The 18,508-nt window shown below is 64.3% G+C and carries 13 protein-coding genes; 4 read left to right on the top strand and 9 right to left on the bottom strand.

Annotation, left to right across the window (positions count from 1 at the left end; translation table 11 throughout):
• Positions 1-148 precede the first annotated feature (148 nt).
• From ACUN0C_RS01555 to ACUN0C_RS01540, 4 genes are all read left to right on the top strand, one after another.
• Positions 149-826 carry a TetR/AcrR family transcriptional regulator gene (locus tag ACUN0C_RS01555; RefSeq protein ID WP_445464551.1) on the top strand — a complete coding sequence of 226 codons (678 nt, stop codon included), beginning with the start codon at positions 149-151 and terminating at the stop codon, positions 824-826.
• Complete coding sequence (locus ACUN0C_RS01550) at positions 796-1,896, top strand: efflux RND transporter periplasmic adaptor subunit (protein ID WP_445464550.1); 1,101 nt, start codon at positions 796-798, stop codon at positions 1,894-1,896. Before ACUN0C_RS01555 ends, ACUN0C_RS01550 begins: the two co-directional genes overlap by 31 nt.
• Positions 1,897-1,901: 5 nt before the next feature.
• On the top strand, positions 1,902-5,048 hold the full coding sequence (locus ACUN0C_RS01545; RefSeq protein WP_445464549.1) for an efflux RND transporter permease subunit: 3,147 nt from the start codon (positions 1,902-1,904) through the stop codon (positions 5,046-5,048).
• Between the two features lie 145 nt (positions 5,049-5,193).
• Entirely contained in the window at positions 5,194-7,104 is a 1,911-nt protein-coding gene (locus ACUN0C_RS01540) for a putative bifunctional diguanylate cyclase/phosphodiesterase (protein ID WP_445464548.1), read from the top strand.
• A gap of 241 nt (positions 7,105-7,345) precedes the next feature.
• On the opposite strand, the gene ACUN0C_RS01535 is transcribed toward ACUN0C_RS01540, so the two are convergent.
• The 9 genes from ACUN0C_RS01535 to ACUN0C_RS01495 form a co-directional block, all read right to left on the bottom strand.
• Positions 7,346-8,242, bottom strand: a complete 897-nt coding sequence (locus ACUN0C_RS01535) for an alpha/beta hydrolase (RefSeq protein ID WP_445464547.1) — start codon at positions 8,240-8,242, stop codon at positions 7,346-7,348.
• Positions 8,243-8,357: 115 nt separating this feature from the next.
• On the bottom strand, positions 8,358-11,012 hold the full coding sequence (gene acnA / locus ACUN0C_RS01530) for an aconitate hydratase AcnA (protein ID WP_445464546.1): 2,655 nt from the start codon (positions 11,010-11,012) through the stop codon (positions 8,358-8,360).
• 190 nt (positions 11,013-11,202) lie between these two features.
• Positions 11,203-12,165, bottom strand: a complete 963-nt coding sequence (locus tag ACUN0C_RS01525) for a LysR family transcriptional regulator (protein ID WP_445464545.1) — start codon at positions 12,163-12,165, stop codon at positions 11,203-11,205.
• A gap of 22 nt (positions 12,166-12,187) precedes the next feature.
• The gene (locus tag ACUN0C_RS01520) at positions 12,188-13,444 is read right to left on the bottom strand and encodes a PrpF domain-containing protein (RefSeq protein ID WP_445464544.1); all 1,257 of its coding nucleotides are present in this window, start codon (positions 13,442-13,444) and stop codon (positions 12,188-12,190) included.
• Complete coding sequence (locus ACUN0C_RS01515) at positions 13,441-14,433, bottom strand: LysR family transcriptional regulator (RefSeq protein ID WP_445464543.1); 993 nt, start codon at positions 14,431-14,433, stop codon at positions 13,441-13,443. The genes ACUN0C_RS01520 and ACUN0C_RS01515 overlap by 4 nt, the downstream gene beginning before the upstream one ends.
• Positions 14,430-15,236 (bottom strand): alpha/beta hydrolase, encoded by an 807-nt coding sequence (locus ACUN0C_RS01510; RefSeq protein WP_445464542.1) that lies wholly within the window; start codon positions 15,234-15,236, stop codon positions 14,430-14,432. Before ACUN0C_RS01510 ends, ACUN0C_RS01515 begins: the two co-directional genes overlap by 4 nt.
• Positions 15,233-17,146, bottom strand: a complete 1,914-nt coding sequence (locus ACUN0C_RS01505) for a TRAP transporter permease (RefSeq protein ID WP_445464541.1) — start codon at positions 17,144-17,146, stop codon at positions 15,233-15,235. Before ACUN0C_RS01505 ends, ACUN0C_RS01510 begins: the two co-directional genes overlap by 4 nt.
• A gap of 4 nt (positions 17,147-17,150) precedes the next feature.
• Positions 17,151-18,104, bottom strand: coding sequence for a TAXI family TRAP transporter solute-binding subunit (locus ACUN0C_RS01500; protein WP_445464540.1), 954 nt, complete (start codon positions 18,102-18,104; stop codon positions 17,151-17,153).
• A 134-nt stretch (positions 18,105-18,238) separates the two neighbouring features.
• Positions 18,239-18,442 carry a hypothetical protein gene (locus ACUN0C_RS01495; RefSeq protein WP_445464539.1) on the bottom strand — a complete coding sequence of 68 codons (204 nt, stop codon included), beginning with the start codon at positions 18,440-18,442 and terminating at the stop codon, positions 18,239-18,241.
• Between the last annotated feature and the right edge of the window lie 66 nt (positions 18,443-18,508).

Raw genomic sequence — 18,508 nt, 5'->3', positions numbered from 1 at the left:
AATCCGGCGGCCGTCCCCTGGCCCGAGTGGCAACCGTCCTCGCCCATTGCCACTGGAGGATGTTCTTTCCCGGCTCACCGCTTGACAAGTGGCGGCGGCGAGCGCATCTGAATGAACGTTCATTCCCAGCACAGGCCAGATCCCCAAAATGACGCACACGGACGCCTTGGCGCGCCAGGAAGAGCTGCAGACGGAGCGCCGGGACCGCGTTCTGGAGGCGGCGGACCGGTGCTTTTCGCGCGCCGGCTTCCATCGCACGACGATGCAGGACGTTGCGGCCGAGGCGGGCATGACGGCCGGAAACCTCTATCGCTATTTCCCCTCGAAGGAGGCTCTCGTCCTCGGCCTGTGCGAACGCGACCGCTGCCGGGTCGCCGCCGACTTCGAAGGGTTCCGCCCGGGCTCGGCCGACTTCCTGGACGGGTTCGAATCGTTCGGCCGGAAGTTCTTCGACGAGACCGAGCGCGACAAGGCGGCGCTCTGCCTGGAGATCTGGGCGGAGGCGACGCGAAACGCAACGGTCGCCAGGGTCCATCTCGACTTCGACCGCGACATCGTCCGCCACCTCTTGAAGATCTTCGAGGCCGCGAAGGCGAACGGCAACATGGCGCCGGACGTCGATCCCGGCCCGGTCGCATCCATCCTCACCAAGCTCGCCGACGGGCTCTTCGTCCGCCGCGCCATCGACCCCGATTTCGATCCCCGGCGCGAGGTTGCCGAGGTGTTCGCGGTGGTCGAGGCAATGCTTTCCGGGCGCGTGAACTTCCCCCGGACCGATGCAGAGAAAGAGTCCCCATGCTCGTCAGCCGCCTCTTTGCACTCCTGATCCTCGCCGCCGCGATCGGCTGGATCGGCTCGGGCGTCCTCGGGCGGACCGATGAACGGGCCGACGCCGCGCTCGCGCCTGCCGAGCAGGCCGCCGGGCCGGAGGTCCGGTTCCAGGTCGCCGCCATCGAGGCGCGGGCCGAGCAGCACGCGCGTTCCATCGTGCTGTCCGGCGCCACCCAGGCCGACACGCGCGCGAGCGCCGTCGCCCGCGGCAGCGGCATCGTGGTCGAACTGAACGTGAAGCGCGGCGCGCGCGTGGAGAAGGGCGACGTGCTCGCCGTCCTCTCCGACGAGGCGCGCGAGGCACAGGTGGCCGAGGCGACCGCACGGCTCGAGCAGCGCCGAACCGAGCTGAAAGCCAAGCTGCGCCTGATCGAGCGCGGCGTGTCGCCGGCGCTCGACCGGCCGCAGCTGGAGGCCGACATAAGGACCGCCGAGGCGGCGCTCGCCCAGGCCGAGGCCGAACAGCGGCGCGGCGTCGTGACGGCGCCGATCAGCGGGACGGTGAGCGCCGTCCCCGTTTCGCAGGGCCAGGCGCTCCAGGCCGGCGCGACCGTCGCCGAGGTGATCGCTCTCGATCCGATGCTTGCGGTCTTCGAAGTCGCGGAACGCCAGCTCGCCGGCCTCGAAATCGGCGACGAGGCGACGGTAAAGCTTGTCACGGGGCAGACCGTGACCGGGCGGGTGCGCTTCATCTCCCCGACGGCGGCCGAGCAGACCCGCACCTACCGCGTCGACGTCGAGATCGACAACGCCGACGGCAAGATCGTGGACGGCGTCACTGCGCAGGTGGCGCTCCGCCTGGCCCCGGCCGAGGCGGTCAGGATCCCGCGCTCCGCCCTCACCTTCTCCACCGACGGCAAGCTCAGCGTCCGCACCGTCGACGGCGACGGCCGGGTCGGCTCCGTGCCGGTCCAGATCGCGGAGGACGCGCGCGACACCGTCTGGGTCGCCGGCCCGCCCGACGGCGCGCGGATCATCGTGCAGGGCCAGGATTTCGTGAAGGACGGCCAGATCGTCGACGTCGTCGCGCAGCCGTCCTCGGCGAGCGTCGTCTCCAGGAAGTAGCGGCCATGGCCAATCCCGTCGACTATGCGATCGGCCATGCGCGGCTGACGATCGCGACTCTGATCTTCCTGCTGGTGGCGGGCTTCTCCGCCTACATGTCGATCCCCAAGGAGGCGGAGCCGGACGTCAAGGTTCCGATCATCTACGTCAACGTCACGCAGCGCGGCATCAGCCCGGAGGACGCCGAGCGGCTGATCCTCCGCCCGCTCGAGACGAGGCTCAAGACCGTCAACAACGTCAAGGAGATGCGCTCGTCGGCCTTCGAGGGCGGCGGGTACGTGCTCCTGGAGTTCGAAGCGGGCTTCGATTCCGACGTGGCGCTCGCCGACGTCCGCGCCAAGGTCGACGACGCACGCTCCGAACTGCCGAGCGACGCGGACGAGCCGCACGTGCAGGAGGTGAACCTTTCCCTCTTCCCCGTGCTCGTCGCGGCGCTCGGCGGCGACGTGCCGGAGCGGGCGCTGCTGCAGCTCGCGCGCCAGACCCAGACCGCCATCGAGCAGATCCCGGGCGTGCTCTCCGCCGATCTGAGGGGCGCGCGCGACGAGGTGGTCGAGATCATCGCCGAGCCGATGCTGATGAAGAGCTACGGCATCTCGCTCGACCAGCTCGCTCAGTCCTTCCGCGCCGGCAACAGCCTCGTCGCGGCCGGTGCGCTCGAGGGCGAGAGCGGCCGGTTCGCGGTGAAGGTGCCGTCGCTGATCGAGACGCCCGAGGACATCCTCTCCTTCCCCGTCGCCGCCTCGAGTTCGGCCGTCGTGACGCTCGGCGATGTCGCCGAGGTGCGGCCGACCTTCAAGGATCCGGAGTCCATCACGCGGGTCAACGGCAAGCCGGCGATCGCGATCGAGGTGTCCAAGCGCACCGGCGCCAACCTCATCGAGACCGTCGACGCCACCCGCTATGTCGTCGAGGAGCTCAGGAAGACCTGGCCGGCGACGGTCGAGGTGACGTTCACGCAGGACAAGTCGAAAGACATCCGCACCATGCTGCACGAGCTGCAGAACAGCGTCATCACCGCCGTTCTGCTCGTGGTCATCATCATGCTGATGGTGCTTGGCGGGCGCGCCTCGATCTTCATCGGGATCGCGATCCCGGCCTCGTTCCTGGCCGGCATCCTCGGCCTCCAGCTCGCCGGGCTCACCGTCAACATCGTCGTCCTGTTCTCGCTCATCCTGGCGGTCGGCATGCTCGTCGACGACGCCATCATCGTGTCCGAATTCGCCGAGCGGCGGATGTCGGAAGGCATGGCGCCGCGCGCGGCCTATTCGCTTGCGGCGAAGCGCATGGCGGGGCCGGTGATCGCCGCGACCGCGACCCGCGTCGCCGCCTTCTCGCCGCTGCTCTTCTGGCCGGGCATCGTCGGCGAGTTCATGAAGTACATGCCGCTGACGCTGATCGCGACGCTCGCCGCCTCTCTCGTCGTCGCGCTCATCTTCACGCCGACGCTCGGCGCCATGCTCGGCAAGGCGAGCCAGGTGCGCGACGAGCGCGTCAAGGACCGCGGCCTCTACATGCGGACCGTGCGGCTCGCGGTGGGGCATCCCTTCCTCACGCTCGCGCTCGCCGTCGCGCTCCTCGTCGGCGTGATCCAGGCCTACGGCACCTACGGCAACGGCGTGGAGTTCTTCCCGGAAGTCGAGCCGGATTACGGCCTCGTGCAGGTCAGGGCCCGCGGCAACCTCTCCATCACGGAGAAGGATTCCTTCGTCCGGCAGGTCGAGGAGCGGCTCCTCGGCATGAAGGAGATCGAGACGGTCTACGCCCGCGCCGGCGAGGGCCAGAAAGGCTCGGACGAGGTCACCGAGGATACCGTCGGCACCGTGCAGTTCGAGTTCGTCGACTGGCAGGAGCGCCGGACGGCGGGCGAGATCATGGCCGAGATCCGCGACAAGACGAAGGACATACCAGGCGTGGTCATCGAGGTGACCAAGCCCGCCGCCGGCCCGCCCACCGGCAAGCCGATCACGCTGCAGATCTCCTCCTTCGACCCGGCCGACCTCTTCCCTGCCGCACGCAAGGCGGCAGAAGCGGTGCGCGCCCATCCGCAGTCGCGCGACGTCGACGACGGCCTGCCGCTGCCCGGCATCGACTGGAAGCTCGACTTCGACCGGATCGAGGCGGCCCGCTACGGCGCGAGCCCGGGCGCTATCGGCACGGCCGTGCAGCTCGTCACGAACGGCATGAAGGTCTCCGAGTACCGGCCCGCGACGACCGACAAGTCGGTCGACATCCTGATCCGCTTCCCGGAGGACCGCCGCTCGATCGACGAGCTCGACGAGTTGCTCGTGAACACCGCCGCCGGCGCCGTGCCGATCGGCAATTTCGTCACGCGCATTGCCGAGCCGAAGGTCGGGCTCATCAACCGCGTCGACGGCTCCCGCGTCGTCACCGTCACCGCCAACGTCGCGGAGGGCGCGCAGACGGCGGTCGTTCAGCAGCAGATCGTCGATGCCCTGTCGAGGACCGATCTCGGCCCCGGCGTGACCTACAAGCTGAAGGGCGAGGACGAGGAGCGCGAGGCGGCCGGCGCGTTCCTGATGAAGGCGTTCGGCGCGGCGCTCTTCCTGATCTTCGCGATCCTGCTCGCCCAGTTCAACCGCTTCTCCAGCGTGATCCTGGTTCTGTCGGCGGTGGTGCTGTCGACCATCGGGGTCCTGATCGGGCTGATGGTGATGGGCCAGGCCTTCGGCGTGGTGATGACGGGCATCGGCGTGATCGCCAATGCCGGCGTGATCGTGAACAACAACATCGTGCTCATCGACACCTACGACCGCCTGCGCCGGGAGGGCGTGGCCGCCTACGACGCGATCATCGAGACCTGCCGGGAGCGCGCGCGGCCGGTGGTGCTGACCGCGGTCACGGCGGTGCTCGGCGTGCTCGCCATCGCGTTCGGCATCAACATCGACTTCGTGACGCGATCGGTGGCGATCGGCGCGCCGTCGACGCAATGGTGGACGCATCTCTCCACCGCGATCGTCTTCGGCCTCGGCTTCGCGACCATCCTCACGCTGATCGTCACGCCGGCCGCGCTCATGGCGCTGGCGAACATGAGCGCCCGGCGCACGCGGTGGTCGGAGCGGCGCATCGAGCGGCGGGAGGCGCGTCGGCGCCGCCGGGCGGAGCAGGCGGGACCCGCACCGGCCGAGTGAGAGGGCCGGCCGGGGCGAATCCCGTCCCCCGACCGGGGGCCGTCGGCGGCTCGGCGACGCGGCCGCAGCGGAACGGAAGTTTCGCCAGCAAAGATATATTTACCTATCGCTTCTACAACTCAGAGCCGAGGGAGAGGGCTTGGCGATGGGACAGTTTGTTGGCGGGGGCGGGCATGCCTCCGCGCCGGACGTGCACGGCCGACGCTGGCGCGACCTTCTGATGATTGCCGGGATCGCAGGATCGGCGCTGTGGTACGGAACCGAGGGAGCCCAGCTCGCACTCTACGCGCTCATCGGTATTTCGGCAGGGACCGGTCTCCGGCTGTGGTCGCGCGACGAAGCGGATCGTTCCTCGGCGGCGGCCGCCGAGGAACGCCGGGTCCGGAATGCCCGACTGGAAGAGGCCCTCGACACCATGTCCGAGGGCCTCTGCATGTTCGACGCGGAGAAGCGCCTGATCGTCTGCAACACGCGCTACGCCGAACTCTACAGGCTTTCTCCGGAGCTGATGCAGCCGGGCACGCCGTTCCGAAAGATCGTGGAGAGCCGGATCGATTCCGGCCTGTTCGCAATCGGCAGCCCGGCCGAGTACATCCGCGAGCGGCTCGCCGCCGTCGAGGAGGGCGTGCCCTCGGTGAAGATCCAGGAGCTCACCGACGGGCGGACCATCGCAATTTCACACCGCCCGACGCCCGGCGGCGGCTGGGTCGCGACGCATGACGACATCACCGAGATGCGCCGGATCGAGGCGAGGATCGCCCATCTCGCCCATCACGACGCGCTCACCGGCCTGCCGAACCGCGTGCGCTTCCGGGAGGAGCTCGACGGCGCTCTGCTGCGGGTGCGGCGGGGCGAGAGGATCGCCGTCCTCTGCCTCGACCTCGACCACTTCAAGGCGGTGAACGACACGCTCGGGCACCCGGTCGGCGACGGGCTCCTGAAGGCGGTCGCCGGCCGGATCGAGGAGAAGGTGCGCGAGACCGACATCATCGCGCGGCTCGGCGGCGACGAGTTCGCGATCGTGCAGGTCGGCCTGCAGACCCCCGACGAGGCGAGCGCGCTGGCGCAGCGCATCATTACAGCCCTGAGCAGCCCCTACGAGGTCGACGGGCACCAGGTCGTGATCGGCACGAGCATCGGGATTGCGCTTGCGCCCGCCGACAGCGAGGACGCCGACCAACTCCTGAAATCGGCCGACATGGCGCTCTATCGGGCAAAGACCGACGGCCGCGGCGTCTTCCGCTATTTCGAGCCGGCGATGGATTCCAGGATGCAGGCGCGGCGTGCGCTTGAGCTCGATCTGCGCAAGGCGCTCACCAACGGCGAGTTCGAGATCCACTACCAGCCGCTCGTCAACATCGAGACGCACACGATCACGGCGTTCGAGGCGCTCCTGCGCTGGCCGCACCCGAAGCGCGGCATGGTGCCGGTGCCGGACTTCATCGCGCTCGCAGAGGAGATCGGGCTGATCGGCCAGATCGGCGCCTGGGTGCTGAAGGAGGCCTGCTGCGAGGCCGTGAAATGGCCCGAGGACATCCGCCTGGCGGTCAACCTGTCGCCGTGCCAGTTCAAGAACCGGCCGCTGGTGTTCGACGTCATGGCGGCGCTCGGGCAATCGGGGCTCGCGCCGTCGCGGCTCGAGCTCGAGATCACCGAGACGGTCATGCTCCAGGACACGGAAGCAACGATCGCCACGCTGCACGAACTGCGCCGGCTCGGCGTGCGCATCTCGATGGACGATTTCGGCACGGGCTATTCGTCGCTGAGCTACCTGCGCACCTTCCCCTTCGACAAGATCAAGATCGACCGCTCCTTCGTGCAAGCGCTGCCCGAGGACACGAGCTCGTCCGCCATCATCCGCGCGGTCGCCGACCTCAGCGCCGGGCTCGGCATGTCGGCCACCGCGGAGGGCGTCGAGAACGAGGAGCAGCTGGCGCGCCTGCGCGCCGAAGGCTGCCGCGAGGTGCAGGGCTACCTGTTCAGCGCGGCCCGCCCCGCCAGCGAGATCGCCGGCATGCTCCGGAACATGCCGGAGCTGAGCAGCCGGGCGGCATGAACCGGGGAATGATCGAAGGGGATGGCGCCCCAGGCAGGCGGACTGCAACGGAGAGAGGCCGCACTCGAGCCTCCGCTGGCCCACACGCGAAGAGTTTGCCGACCGTCCCGACGGCGGCTTGCCTCGCGCTCGGAAGCGCGTCAGATCACCGCCGGATTCCGGGTCCCTCTGGTTGGGGAGTGAGGGGCACGCCACCGGAACTCCACTTCGCGCGGGAGACCGCGACGCCCGCGCGCAGGCATCAGCGGCGCGATCCGCTCCCTGTGTGCGACAGAAACTCGCTCAGCGTCTGGGCAACCTGGTCAGGAAACTGATCGACGAAGAAATGGCCTCCCGGCAATGATGCCTCTTTGGGATTGCTGCACCGCTTGCGCCACTCCGCTGGGATGTCGAAGAGTGTGGCCATCTGGCCGGTCGAGCCGTAGAAGACGAGAGTTGGGCACGACACCCGGTTGTGGAAATCCGCTTTGTCATGTTCGAGATCAACGCTGGCGGCTGCCCGATAATCGGAACAGGATCCGTGGATCATCGCTGGATCGCGCCAACACCGGCGATAGTCGTCGAGCATTTCCTGATCGAAGTCCGAGATCTTCGTTGCCCCCCATCCGACCAGACAGGCTTCGTAGAAGAAGTCGGGATCGTTGCCGATCATCCGCTCGGGGAACGGTTCGGGCTGGGAGAGGAAATACCAATGCCAGTAGGAGGCGGCCACTTTCCGATTGGTGTCCATAAACATGGCATAGGTGGGGACGATGTCCATTACCGTTAGGCTGAGGACGGCTTCGGGATGATCAAGTGCCATGCGATGGCCGGTTCGCCCGCCACGGTCATGTCCGATCACGTGGAAGCGATCGAAACCGAGCGCGCACATTAGTTTGAGTTGATCTCTCGCCATCTGCCGGAACGAATAGTTTGAATTATCCGGTGCACACTGTGGTTTTGATGAGTCTCCATAACCTCTAAGATCAGCACACACGACGGTGTAGCTCTTGGCCAACACGGGCGCCACGCGGGCCCACATAGCCTTGTTCTGAGGAAAGCCGTGAAGGAGCAAGACTGGTATCCCCGCGCCGCCGATAACGCATGATATCTCAAGATCGCCAATACTGGTTTTCTGGCTGGAGAACCCCGCGAACATTCTGTTGATCCTTCCTTCCAATCCTTGCCGTTGGCCCTACTTGCGAGCTCTCACAGCTGGAGATTGTCCTCAATGCAGCCCCCCTCGGCACTGGCTGCGAACTCAGTCAGCCGCCTCAAGCGGCAAACTTGCGCACCATGAAGGGCAGAACGCCGCCGTTGCGGAAGTATTCGAGCTCTTTGTTGGTATCGATCCGGCAGATCACCCGAATCTCATGCACTGCGCCATCTGCGCGCATGATCCGAACGGTGAGACTCGCGCGGGGCTCGAGAGCCTCCAGGTTCGGGATCGAAATCAGTTCTGACCCCGTCAATCCCAGCTCTTTCCAGCCGTCCCCAGGCTGAAATGTCAGTGGCAGAACTCCCATTCCGACAAGGTTGGAGCGATGAATTCTCTCGAAGCTCTTCGCAATTACCGCGCGAACCCCCAGCAGAAGCGGTCCCTTGGCCGCCCAGTCGCGCGACGAGCCGGTTCCGAATTCCCTGCCTGCGAGGACCACGCTCGGAAACCCGCCACTTCGATAGCGCATTGCCGTTTCGTAGATCGGCAACACCTCGCCCGAAGGGTAATGGCGCGTGAGTCCACCTTTGGCTCCTTCCAGCATCCGGTTCTCGATGCGCGGATTGGCGAATGCACCGCGCACCATCACCTCGTGATTGCCGCGCCGAGTGCCGAATTGGTTGAACTCGGCCGGGCGGACCTGATGCGACGCCAGATAACCTCCAGCCAGGGACGGCACGCCGATTGTGCCGGCGGGCGAGATGTGGTCCGTAGTGATCGAGTCGCCGAACATGCCGAGAATCCTCGCTCCTTCGATCGGCGCCACGGGCCGGACATCCAGCGCCAGCTCCTCGAAGAATGGGGGTTTTCGCACATAGGTCGAGCTGGGATCCCACTTGTAAGTGGCACCGCCCGCCACCTCGACGGCGTCCCAGGCCGGATTCCCTTGCCCGATGGTGGCATACTTGCTGGCGAAGAGCGGGGCGGAGATCGTTTTGCGCACCATCGCGGCCGTCTCGGCGCCGCTGGGCCAGATATCGCGCAGATAGACCGGTCGACCGCCCTCGCTGAGGCCGATTGGTTCGGTTCCGAAGTCGATCTTCACCGTCCCGGCCAGCGCATAGGCGACAACCAAAGGTGGTGACGCCAGATAGCTGGCCGAGACGTCGGGATTGATGCGCGCTTCGAAATTGCGGTTGCCGGACAGGACTGCAGCCGCGGTGATGTTGTGGGCGTTGATCGCCTCCGACACACCATCGACCAAGGGGCCCGAATTGCCGATGCAGGTCGTGCAGCCATAGGCCGCCAAATGGAAGCCGAGCGTGTCCAGATCGGGTTGCAGACCCGACAGGGTCAAATACTCGCCAACAATCTGACTGCCCGGTGCGATAGATGTTTTTACCCAGGGCTTCGGCCTCAGTCCCAGCCGTGCGGCGTTGCGCGCCAGGAGCGCTGCCCCGATCATCACGGATGGGTTCGATGTGTTGGTACACGAGGTGATTGCCGCCAGGACGACCGCTCCGTCATCGAGTTCGAAACTCTGGCCGGGCACGGCAACAGGGCGCTGGCCGGGGTTAACCGGTACCGAGGCGGCCACTTCATCAAGTGATAAGATGTCCTGCGGCCGCTTCGGTCCGGCGAGCGACGGGCGGACTCCCGACAAGTCCAATTCAATCACTTCGGCGAAGATCGGATCGGGAACCCCGGGGGCGCGGAACAACCCCTGGGCTCTGGAATAGCTCTCGACCAAGGCAACCCTCTCGGGGCTGCGCGACGTTTGGGTCAGGTAGCGAATTGTCTCGGAATCGATCGGGAAATAGCCGCAGGTGGCCCCATACTCTGGTGCCATGTTGGCGATCGTGGCGCGATCCTCAAGCGCAAGGTGGTCAAGGCCGGGGCCGAAGAATTCGACGAATTTTCCGACGACTCCATGCGCGCGCAGCACGTTGGTGATCCGCAGGACCAGATCGGTAGCCGTCAACCCCTCAGCCATCCGGCCCGTGAGGCGCATCCCAACCACATCGGGAACGACCATCGAACTCGGTTCACCCAGCATGGCGGCTTCAGCCTCGATGCCGCCCACGCCCCAGCCGAGAACCGAGAGGCCATTTATCATCGTGGTATGGCTGTCGGTTCCGATCACCGTATCGGGGAAGGCGAACGTTTTGCCGTCCAGTTCTTCTGTCCAGACAACCTGCGCGAGGTATTCCAGATTTATCTGGTGACAGATACCCGTATCTGGCGGCACAACACGGAAGCGATCGAACGCACCCTGAGCCCATTTGAGAAACTTGTAGCGCTCTCCGTTGCGGCGGTACTCCGCCTCGACATTGCGATGGAATGCATGTGTCGAGCCGTAATGATCGATGATCACCGAGTGGTCTATTATCAGATCCACGGGGACCAGCGGATTGACCTCTTGCGGGTCCTTGCCAAGCACGCTCAGCGCGTCGCGCATAGCCGCGAGATCGGCCGCCAAGGGAATGCCCGTGAAGTCGTGAGTAAGCACCCGGGTCGGACGAAAGGAGATCTCAATGTCGTCACCCAGGCGCCCCTGCCAATTGGCGAAGGCGCGGATCTGCTCGGCTGTGAAACTTTCGCCGTCCTCGTTCCGCAGCAAGTTCTCGAGCAGGATCTTCAGGCTTCGCGGTAGACGGGAAATGCCATCAAGGCCATTGGCTTCTGCAGATCTGATATCGAAGTAGGCATACCGCTTGCCGCCGACCTCCAACATGGCTTTGCTGGAGAACGAGTTCAGGTGCTCCGTCACGGAGGTCTCCTTGCGCTTCCACGGCGTTTCCACCAGCGGGGCAATTCATGTCCGGACACGATCCGGCCGCGCGCTGGCGAAATCGCCCCTCAGCACGAGGTTAGGCAGGCCGTCCGACGGCATCAAAATGCTTGTTCTTATGGGCTCATTACCGCCGTGTATGCCATCCCGAGCCACGGTGCCTACTCCATCACGCGGAGAGCAAAGGCTCACGGGCAATCTCCTCCGCCACCGTGTTGCGAATGGCGACTACAAGAGGATCGTCGTTCATCGGGCGACGCCAGGCAATGTAGAGGGGGCGATTGATCGGTGGGTCGATGATCGGAAGCGCGGCCATCGCGTTCTGTTCCAATAACTCCTTCACGGCAGGTAGAGTGAATACTGAAAAGCCGAGTCCTGCCGAGACGGCGTTCTTGACACTAGGGGCGGAGTCAATGTCGGTCACCACATTCAGCCGCAGCCCGTGCACCGCCGCCGCACGATCCAGGAGCAGACGCTGTCCACTGCCCCGGCCCAAGAGGACCAGTGGCAGCGATGCCACCTTGCGGAAGGCAACCGGAGCTGACCCCAGGGCGTGCATGCGGTCAGGCCGGCCAACCAAATGATAAGGCTGCTCAGCGACCTTCTGGCAGTCCAACCAGACGTTGTCCGGCGGAATATACCCCAGTCCGATGTGCAACCGCGCAGCTTCCAATCCGTTCCGAATTCCGTCGCTGGGTGTCTCGACCAGAGACAGCCGCACTGCGGGCCATTGCGCGCAGATCCGGGTAACCAGCCTGGTCGAAAGCAGCGGGGCGAGACCAGATGTCACCCCGACGACGAGGCGGCGGCGCCCAGTGACCGCGGACTCCGCCGCCTCGGTGGCCATAGAGAGTATGCTGCGGGCGTAGCGGGAGAAGATATGACCCGGGTCAGTCAAACGGATCCTGCGACCTTCCCGCACCACCAATGCGACGCCCAGCGAATGCTCCAGCTTGAGCACCGAGTAGGTGATGGCGGGCTGGGTCACCGAATGCTTGGAAGCGGCCGCCGAGAATGAGCCGGTGTCGGCCACGGCCAGGAAATGCGCCAGCGCGCGGAACGTCAGATCGGAGGGCCACGGCGCCTCCTGCGGAGCAAGGGGCCTGTCGAAGGTACGGCTGTCTGCCGACATCGCTCCGATCCTTGCCGGCCAGCTAGGTATAGAGCTTTCGCTTGGCGGCTTTCTGCATGACCGCCGCCGTCAAGGCATCGCTCGCGCGGTACAGTGTGCCATAACCCTGTAGAAGCACCTGGGCACTACGTGTATACGCGGCGCGAGTAACAGACAGAGAACCGCCACAAACCGACGCATCTACCAGCGCGGTCAGAATGCCGGCGGGATTCGCAATGTTGATCGTATACTCCGCAGGCGTCTCCGTTGGCACCGGCACATCCCGCGCCAGTTGCCTGGGCACCGATCCCTCAAGCAGACAAGCCGCCGCCAGACAGCAGCCGCCGGAGACCGCCATGGAGTTATGTCCGGACTGCGGTGTGAAGTAGCGGGCCGAAATATGACCCGCTCCCTGAGCCTCTCCGACTATGCAGACCTTCGGGACGGTCTCGCTGGTAGCCAACTGCTCGGGTGTAAGGGGTACGCCGTTACGGCCTTTCAGCCCCATGCGCAACCCGCACTCGACCCAAATATTGCGCAGTCGCTCCTTAAAGCTGACGTCCTTGTCCAGAGACGCCATCGGTTCATTCGCTGTCTTGCCTAGATCGGAAGCTCGGATCATCACCATGGGAACAGCGACGTCCATGCAAGTGACACGAACACCGTCAACTACTTCCTCGACCTGACCCGTCGGCAGCAAATGCCCCGTCTTGTTCCCTACGGGATCATTCAGGAACAAATCGACCTCCGGGAAACTGCCATCCACGCCGGGGATTGTGCAGAAGTCCAAGCGGCTCCCCTCGCTGAAAATCATGCGCGAGCCAGTGATGATCCCGGTGTTGGTGTTTCGAATGTCAACCCAGAATTCTCGTTGCGACGACCCGACCTCCAGCAGGCCGGCGTCGTAGGCCCAGAGCGGCAGCGCAGCGGACATGTTACCGCAGTTAACGCTCCAATCAATCGCAGACTTCTCGGCCGCCAGCTGCGCCAACGTACTGACGATTCGCGCACGGCCACAATCATCCGCCTCTATATCTGCCAGAAAGACCTTGTTGCTTTTCGGAATGCCGCGACCCAGACCGGTGATTTGCTTGTTGTTGGCGACGGTTCCTTCGATCGGCACTCCCATGATGTGCCGTATTAGCTCCTCGCGCAGGGCCACATCCTCCGGGAAAAGGCGCGCCCATACGACGATGCCTGACGAAGTGCCTCCTCGCATGTGGTAGATTGGAAATTCGAGAAAGCCGTTTCGCAGCCTTGGTTCATCCGCGACCGGGGCGACGACCGCCAAAATTGTCATGCGATTTTTCCTTCAAAGCGCTGATCCGTAAGAGTTCCAATCTCATCCCTCCCGGCATTCATGTGCGGACCGCCCCAATTGCCGGCCCCGCGGATCTCGGCGACGAGGGAACGCAATTCGCCTGCCACGGCGCGGACGCTGCCGAATTGCAGCCCATGGGGCAGCGTCAGCAGGTAGAGGGGCCGGCGGATGATCGGCTCGACGATTGGTATTGCGGCAAAGATGCCGCGCTGCAGTTCGGGGTAGAGCGAAGGCAGCGGAAAGGCCGAGAAGGCCAATCCCGCCAGCATCGCCCGTTTCAGACCCGATGTGGTGTCGATCTCGGCGACGACGTTGAGCTTTCCCCCTTGGCGCCCGATTTCGCTCTCGACCAGGCTGCGCTGGCCGTTATGGGTGCCCATCATGACCATCGGCAGCTTGACCAGATCCAGGACGCGGATCTCCTTCAGGCCCAGTTCTTCCATCCGGTCACGCCTACCGCAAAGTAGGTATTGGTCGTTTGCCAATTTTTCCTTCCGTGGCAGGAGTTCGGTCGGACTTACAAAAGAAAGGGCTACGTCCAGCGCCCCGATCTTCACCTTCTCTACTATTTGGCCGCTGGACGATTCGGTGATCGACAAGGTGATTCCAGGAAAGCGGTTGCGAACTCGCTCAATCATAGGAATGGTAACCAGTTCGGCCAAGCCGATCGTAACGCCGAGATTGATCGGCCCGACTGGATCGTTGTCGAGATGGCGGAGATCGGACTGCGCTTGCTCCACCGCGCGAATGATGCTGCGCGCGTGCACTTCGAAGCGGCGCCCGCTCTCGGTTAGTTCCAGTCCGCTCGGCAGGCGGTTAAAAAGCTTGGTCCCCAAGCTTTCTTCCAATTTGCGAATCGAATGGCTGAGTGCCGGTTGCGTAACACAGGTCTCATCCGCTGCTCGGGTGATTGAACCCGAATCGCATGCTGCCAAAAAGTGCCGCGCCTGACGCAGATCAAAGCTCATTCTCTGCTCCTGAGGGCGAAGTTGCGAGTGAGCCAGCGGCGGATGATCCGAGCTTCGCGTTCCCACTCGGGTTCCAGCATGAAGCAATGTCCTGCGTCCTCGACGAAATGGTATTCGGCGTCGTAGAAGCGGGCGGTCTCGTAATCCTGCCCGTAAGTGTGCATTGCGCCATCATCACGCCCAGCCGCAATCAGCAAGACTGGTCCGCTGATCCGCGTCCGGTCGATGCGGACGCTTAGCCGACGTCGATCATTCAAGAGAGCGGGGCTCTCCGGCACGAGCCGTCTCCAAAGGGCATCCGAGTCTTGGCGGTCGTGATTTGGGAAGAAGCGCCGATGCGCTGTCTCCGGATCAGGTGGCGGGACCGGTTCGCTGGCCGATACGGTCGGCAGAGGATGGATACCCGCCAGCTGGCCAGGTGGTGCCGGGGCCAGAAGGACGAGCCCCTCGCTGCGAACGCGGGCTGCGGCCACCGCTGCAACGGCGCCGCCAGCACTGTGGCCGACTAGGATGGTCTCGCCGCCCAGGGCCCTGACCCCCTCGATCACATCATCGGCCATCTCCTGTTGGCCAGACTTGACGAAAAGTGCGTCCTGCGGCAGTGCGCCATGCCCGCGCAGATCGATCGCGCCGCATCTGAAGCCAAGGTTTGAGAAGTAGCGGCAGTAATCTGTGTAGCACCAGGCGCCGTGATACGCGCCATGGACAAAGAGCAAAGCGAACTCTGACGGGGCGTTCGCCTCCCAGACGTGCAGCGCGCCGTGGGTGAGGGTAACGTGGCGTGGCTGAGTATGGGCGTTCAAGACTTCGGTTCCTCTTTCACTTGTCGCCACGGAAGGGGGCGAAGTCCGGCGCAGACCGCAATTGCCTGGACGATCAGTGCGGCCAGCGCTCCGATCTGCAGCAGCAGGGCCGGACTTAGCAGACCAATTGCCCAGAGCGCGGCCAAGCCTCTCTCGACAAGGCTCAACGGTCGAACGAAGTAGCCGGCGAGGGCAACCGACAAGGCTAGGACCGCAGCGAGCACCAGAAAGAAAGACAATCCCACTTCCCAAAGTTGCGCATCTCCCACCAGCAGCGCCGGATGCAGGACGAACGCGAACGGCAAGATGTACTTGACGCTTGCTAGGCGCACCGCTCTCAGCGCCACAGCGCCCCAGGGGGCCTCAGCAATCCCGGCCGCCACGAAGACGGCGGCGCAGACCGGTGGCGTGATCGCCGAAAGCGCGGCCATGTAGAAGATGAACATGTGCGCCGGCAGTGGAGCGATCCCCAAACCGATCAGAGCCGCGATGGCGACCGAAGCCCCGACAATATAGGCCGCAGTTGTTGGCATACCCATGCCCAATACAACGACGACAACGCCGGTCAGGACCAGCGTCACGGGAAGTGATCCGGCAGCGAACCCGAGAAGAAGAGACGAAATCTTGGCGGGAAGTCCGACGAAGTTCAACACGGCGACAAGTACCCCAGCTGCGGCAACCAGCACGAACAGCGTCGTCAACGGCCGAGCGCTTTCCGAGAGCCCGGCAATGATTGCGAGCACTCTGGACTTCACCTCGGACCAAGAGGCGGCGCAAGCCAGATATGCCAGGACGAGCGCGAGTACCGCCATGGCCGCTGAATAGGCCACGGGGAATCCCTGTACGATCAACCAGAGCAGCGCTGCGAAGGGTGCGATCACCGGGATAAGGAGGCGTGGGCGCAGAACCTCGGAGGCTTTCGGCATTTCTTCGGCCGGCAACACCCCCAGATCGTTCTTCAGCGCGTGGAGATGGACCGCGGCCAGGACGCCGAGAAAGAAGATCACCGCCGGCAGCAGCGCCGCCAGCATCACCTCGGCCACTGGGACGGATAGGAACTCGGCCATCAGGAAAAGGCCCGCGCCCATCAGCGGGGGGGTAATCTGGCCGCCGGTAGAGGCGGTCGCCTCGATGGCGGCGGCCGTCGCCGGTGAGAAACCGAAGCGCTTCATCATCGGTATCGTGAAAGTCCCGGTCATCGCCACATTGGCTGGCGCCGAACCGTTGACTGACCCTACGAGCGCCGAGGCGATCACGGCTATCTTGGCAGCCCCGCCCTTGAAGCGGCCGCCGACCAGCATGGCCAGGTCAATGAAGGTCTGACCGACTTCGGTGCGCGCCATCAGGGCGCTCAGGAGTGTGAACATGGCCAAGAGGCTGGAGAAGAGGCCGATCAGCCCGCTCCAGACGCCATCGGTTGAGCGGAACATCAGGTCGGCCAGGAGCTGCCAGGATATCGGCGCATGACCCATCCGCCCTTGCACAAACTGCCCGACAAAGAGCCAGCCGAAGAAGAACAGCGCCAACGCCGCGAATGACCAGCCGATGCAGCGCCGCGCCAGCTCGAGAAAGGTGACAGCGACAATCAACCCGAGCGTCGCCTCGAGCGCCGTCGAGCTCGAGGGGCGCAGCATGAAGTCCCAATAGTGGAAATAGACATAGGCGGCTCCGGACACGCACCCGACCATGAGAACAAGGTCCAGGAGTCGCCCCCAGGGCCGCTTGGCGGGGAAAAGGAGCAGGCCGAGGGGGACGAATAGCGCCACGATCACCGCGCGCTGCCGCAGATCGGGGAGTTCGCGCGTCAGCGAGGTCCAGAGTATGAAGGTAATTCCTGCGAAGAGCAGGGCGGCGCTAAGTAGCCGCCTTGCCTTTCCTGGGCCACTGCGGGCCTGCGCAACCGAGGTCACTGATTCACAGCCCCATTTCGGGGGGCAGAAGTCGGTCGGGCACCTGGTAGCCCCGGTCGCGGTAGAACTGAACCGCACCTCGGTGCAGTTTCATATCGGAGCTGTCCAATGTCTGCTGCAGCGGATCGACATCCTCCAGGTAGTCAAGAACTGCCCGCTGCTCCTCGAGGCCAGCCATCATCCCGTCCATGATCTTGTAGACGGTCGTCTCGTCCAGATCGGCCGTGGCTACTGCACCGAGCCAAATCGCATGCGCGTAGTAGCTTGGCGCACCGTGTACAATACCCTCCGGCACTTGAACGAAACCGATCCAGGGAATTGCTGCCTTAACCTTGGCCTGTTCTTCTTCCGTATATGTCACAGGCCAGAGCGGCTGGGTCACGTTGAGTTCTTGGCTGGCGCCATCGAGCGACTTACCGATTGCCTTCATCTGGCCAAGGCAGGACCCCCTGCGCAGAGCGTCCAGAGCCGAGGAAGAATCGGATAGATAGAGGTCGGGATGCACGTCGATCGCGTCCAAGACCTGCATCATCACCTGCTGGCCCACCGTGCCAGTCGAGCCGGGGTGAAAGCATTTGCCGTCGAAATCCGAAACACTGTCAATTCCGGCCGACTTGAGCGCCATGATGTTCTGGATCGCCGGCGCGATCCACCAGAGGACACGAATTTCGTCGCGACCTTGGTCAATTGCCTCCTGGATCAGGTTGGGTGAGGTAACGCCGAACTTCAGCTGCCCCTGCAGCATCAGCTGCTGGTTCTTTGCCGATCCGCCAGTCGATAGAACGGTGACGTTCACATCGGGATGCGCTCTGGAGATCGCATTTGCGACCGCATTGAAATAGGGGAAGTACCCCGAAGAGGTGGTCGAACCTCCCATGTTGAGTTGAACGTCGGCGGCAGCGGAGCTCACTGACGCGGCGCCTAGGGTAGCAAGTATAGCAAGCGTTATCCAGGACACGAGGTCTCCTCCCTTTCGGCGTTTCGGTATTCCTGCGCGGGGGGAGGCCAAAAGTCCAATTAATGCACCCTATTTGCGCATGAATGGAATTTATGGCCGGGCGGCCCTTCAGCTCCGTAGCTGATGACCTGCCCCTAGGCTTCCCGCTCCAGCGCCAGACTAATTCGCTGCACCTGCGCCGCGATGGCTTTGGCCAGCTTCGGACGGCCCGGTTCGTCGACGTCCAGATCGTGGACGGCGAGGACGTCATCGGCATGACCGAAGCACCACGCGACCAGCTTCTCCGCCTCCATGCGGTCGAACAGGTCCTGGGCGGTGGCGGTGAGTGCCGCATCCAACATAGCCAGCTGCGGAGTTTGAGGCTCGGGCGCTATCCGGTCGAATAGGTCGGATCGCCAGAACGT

It is taken from the genome of Faunimonas sp. B44, from assembly GCF_052655945.1.
Note: the sequence above shows the minus strand (reverse complement) of the source record. Positions and strands in the feature narration are given on the sequence as shown.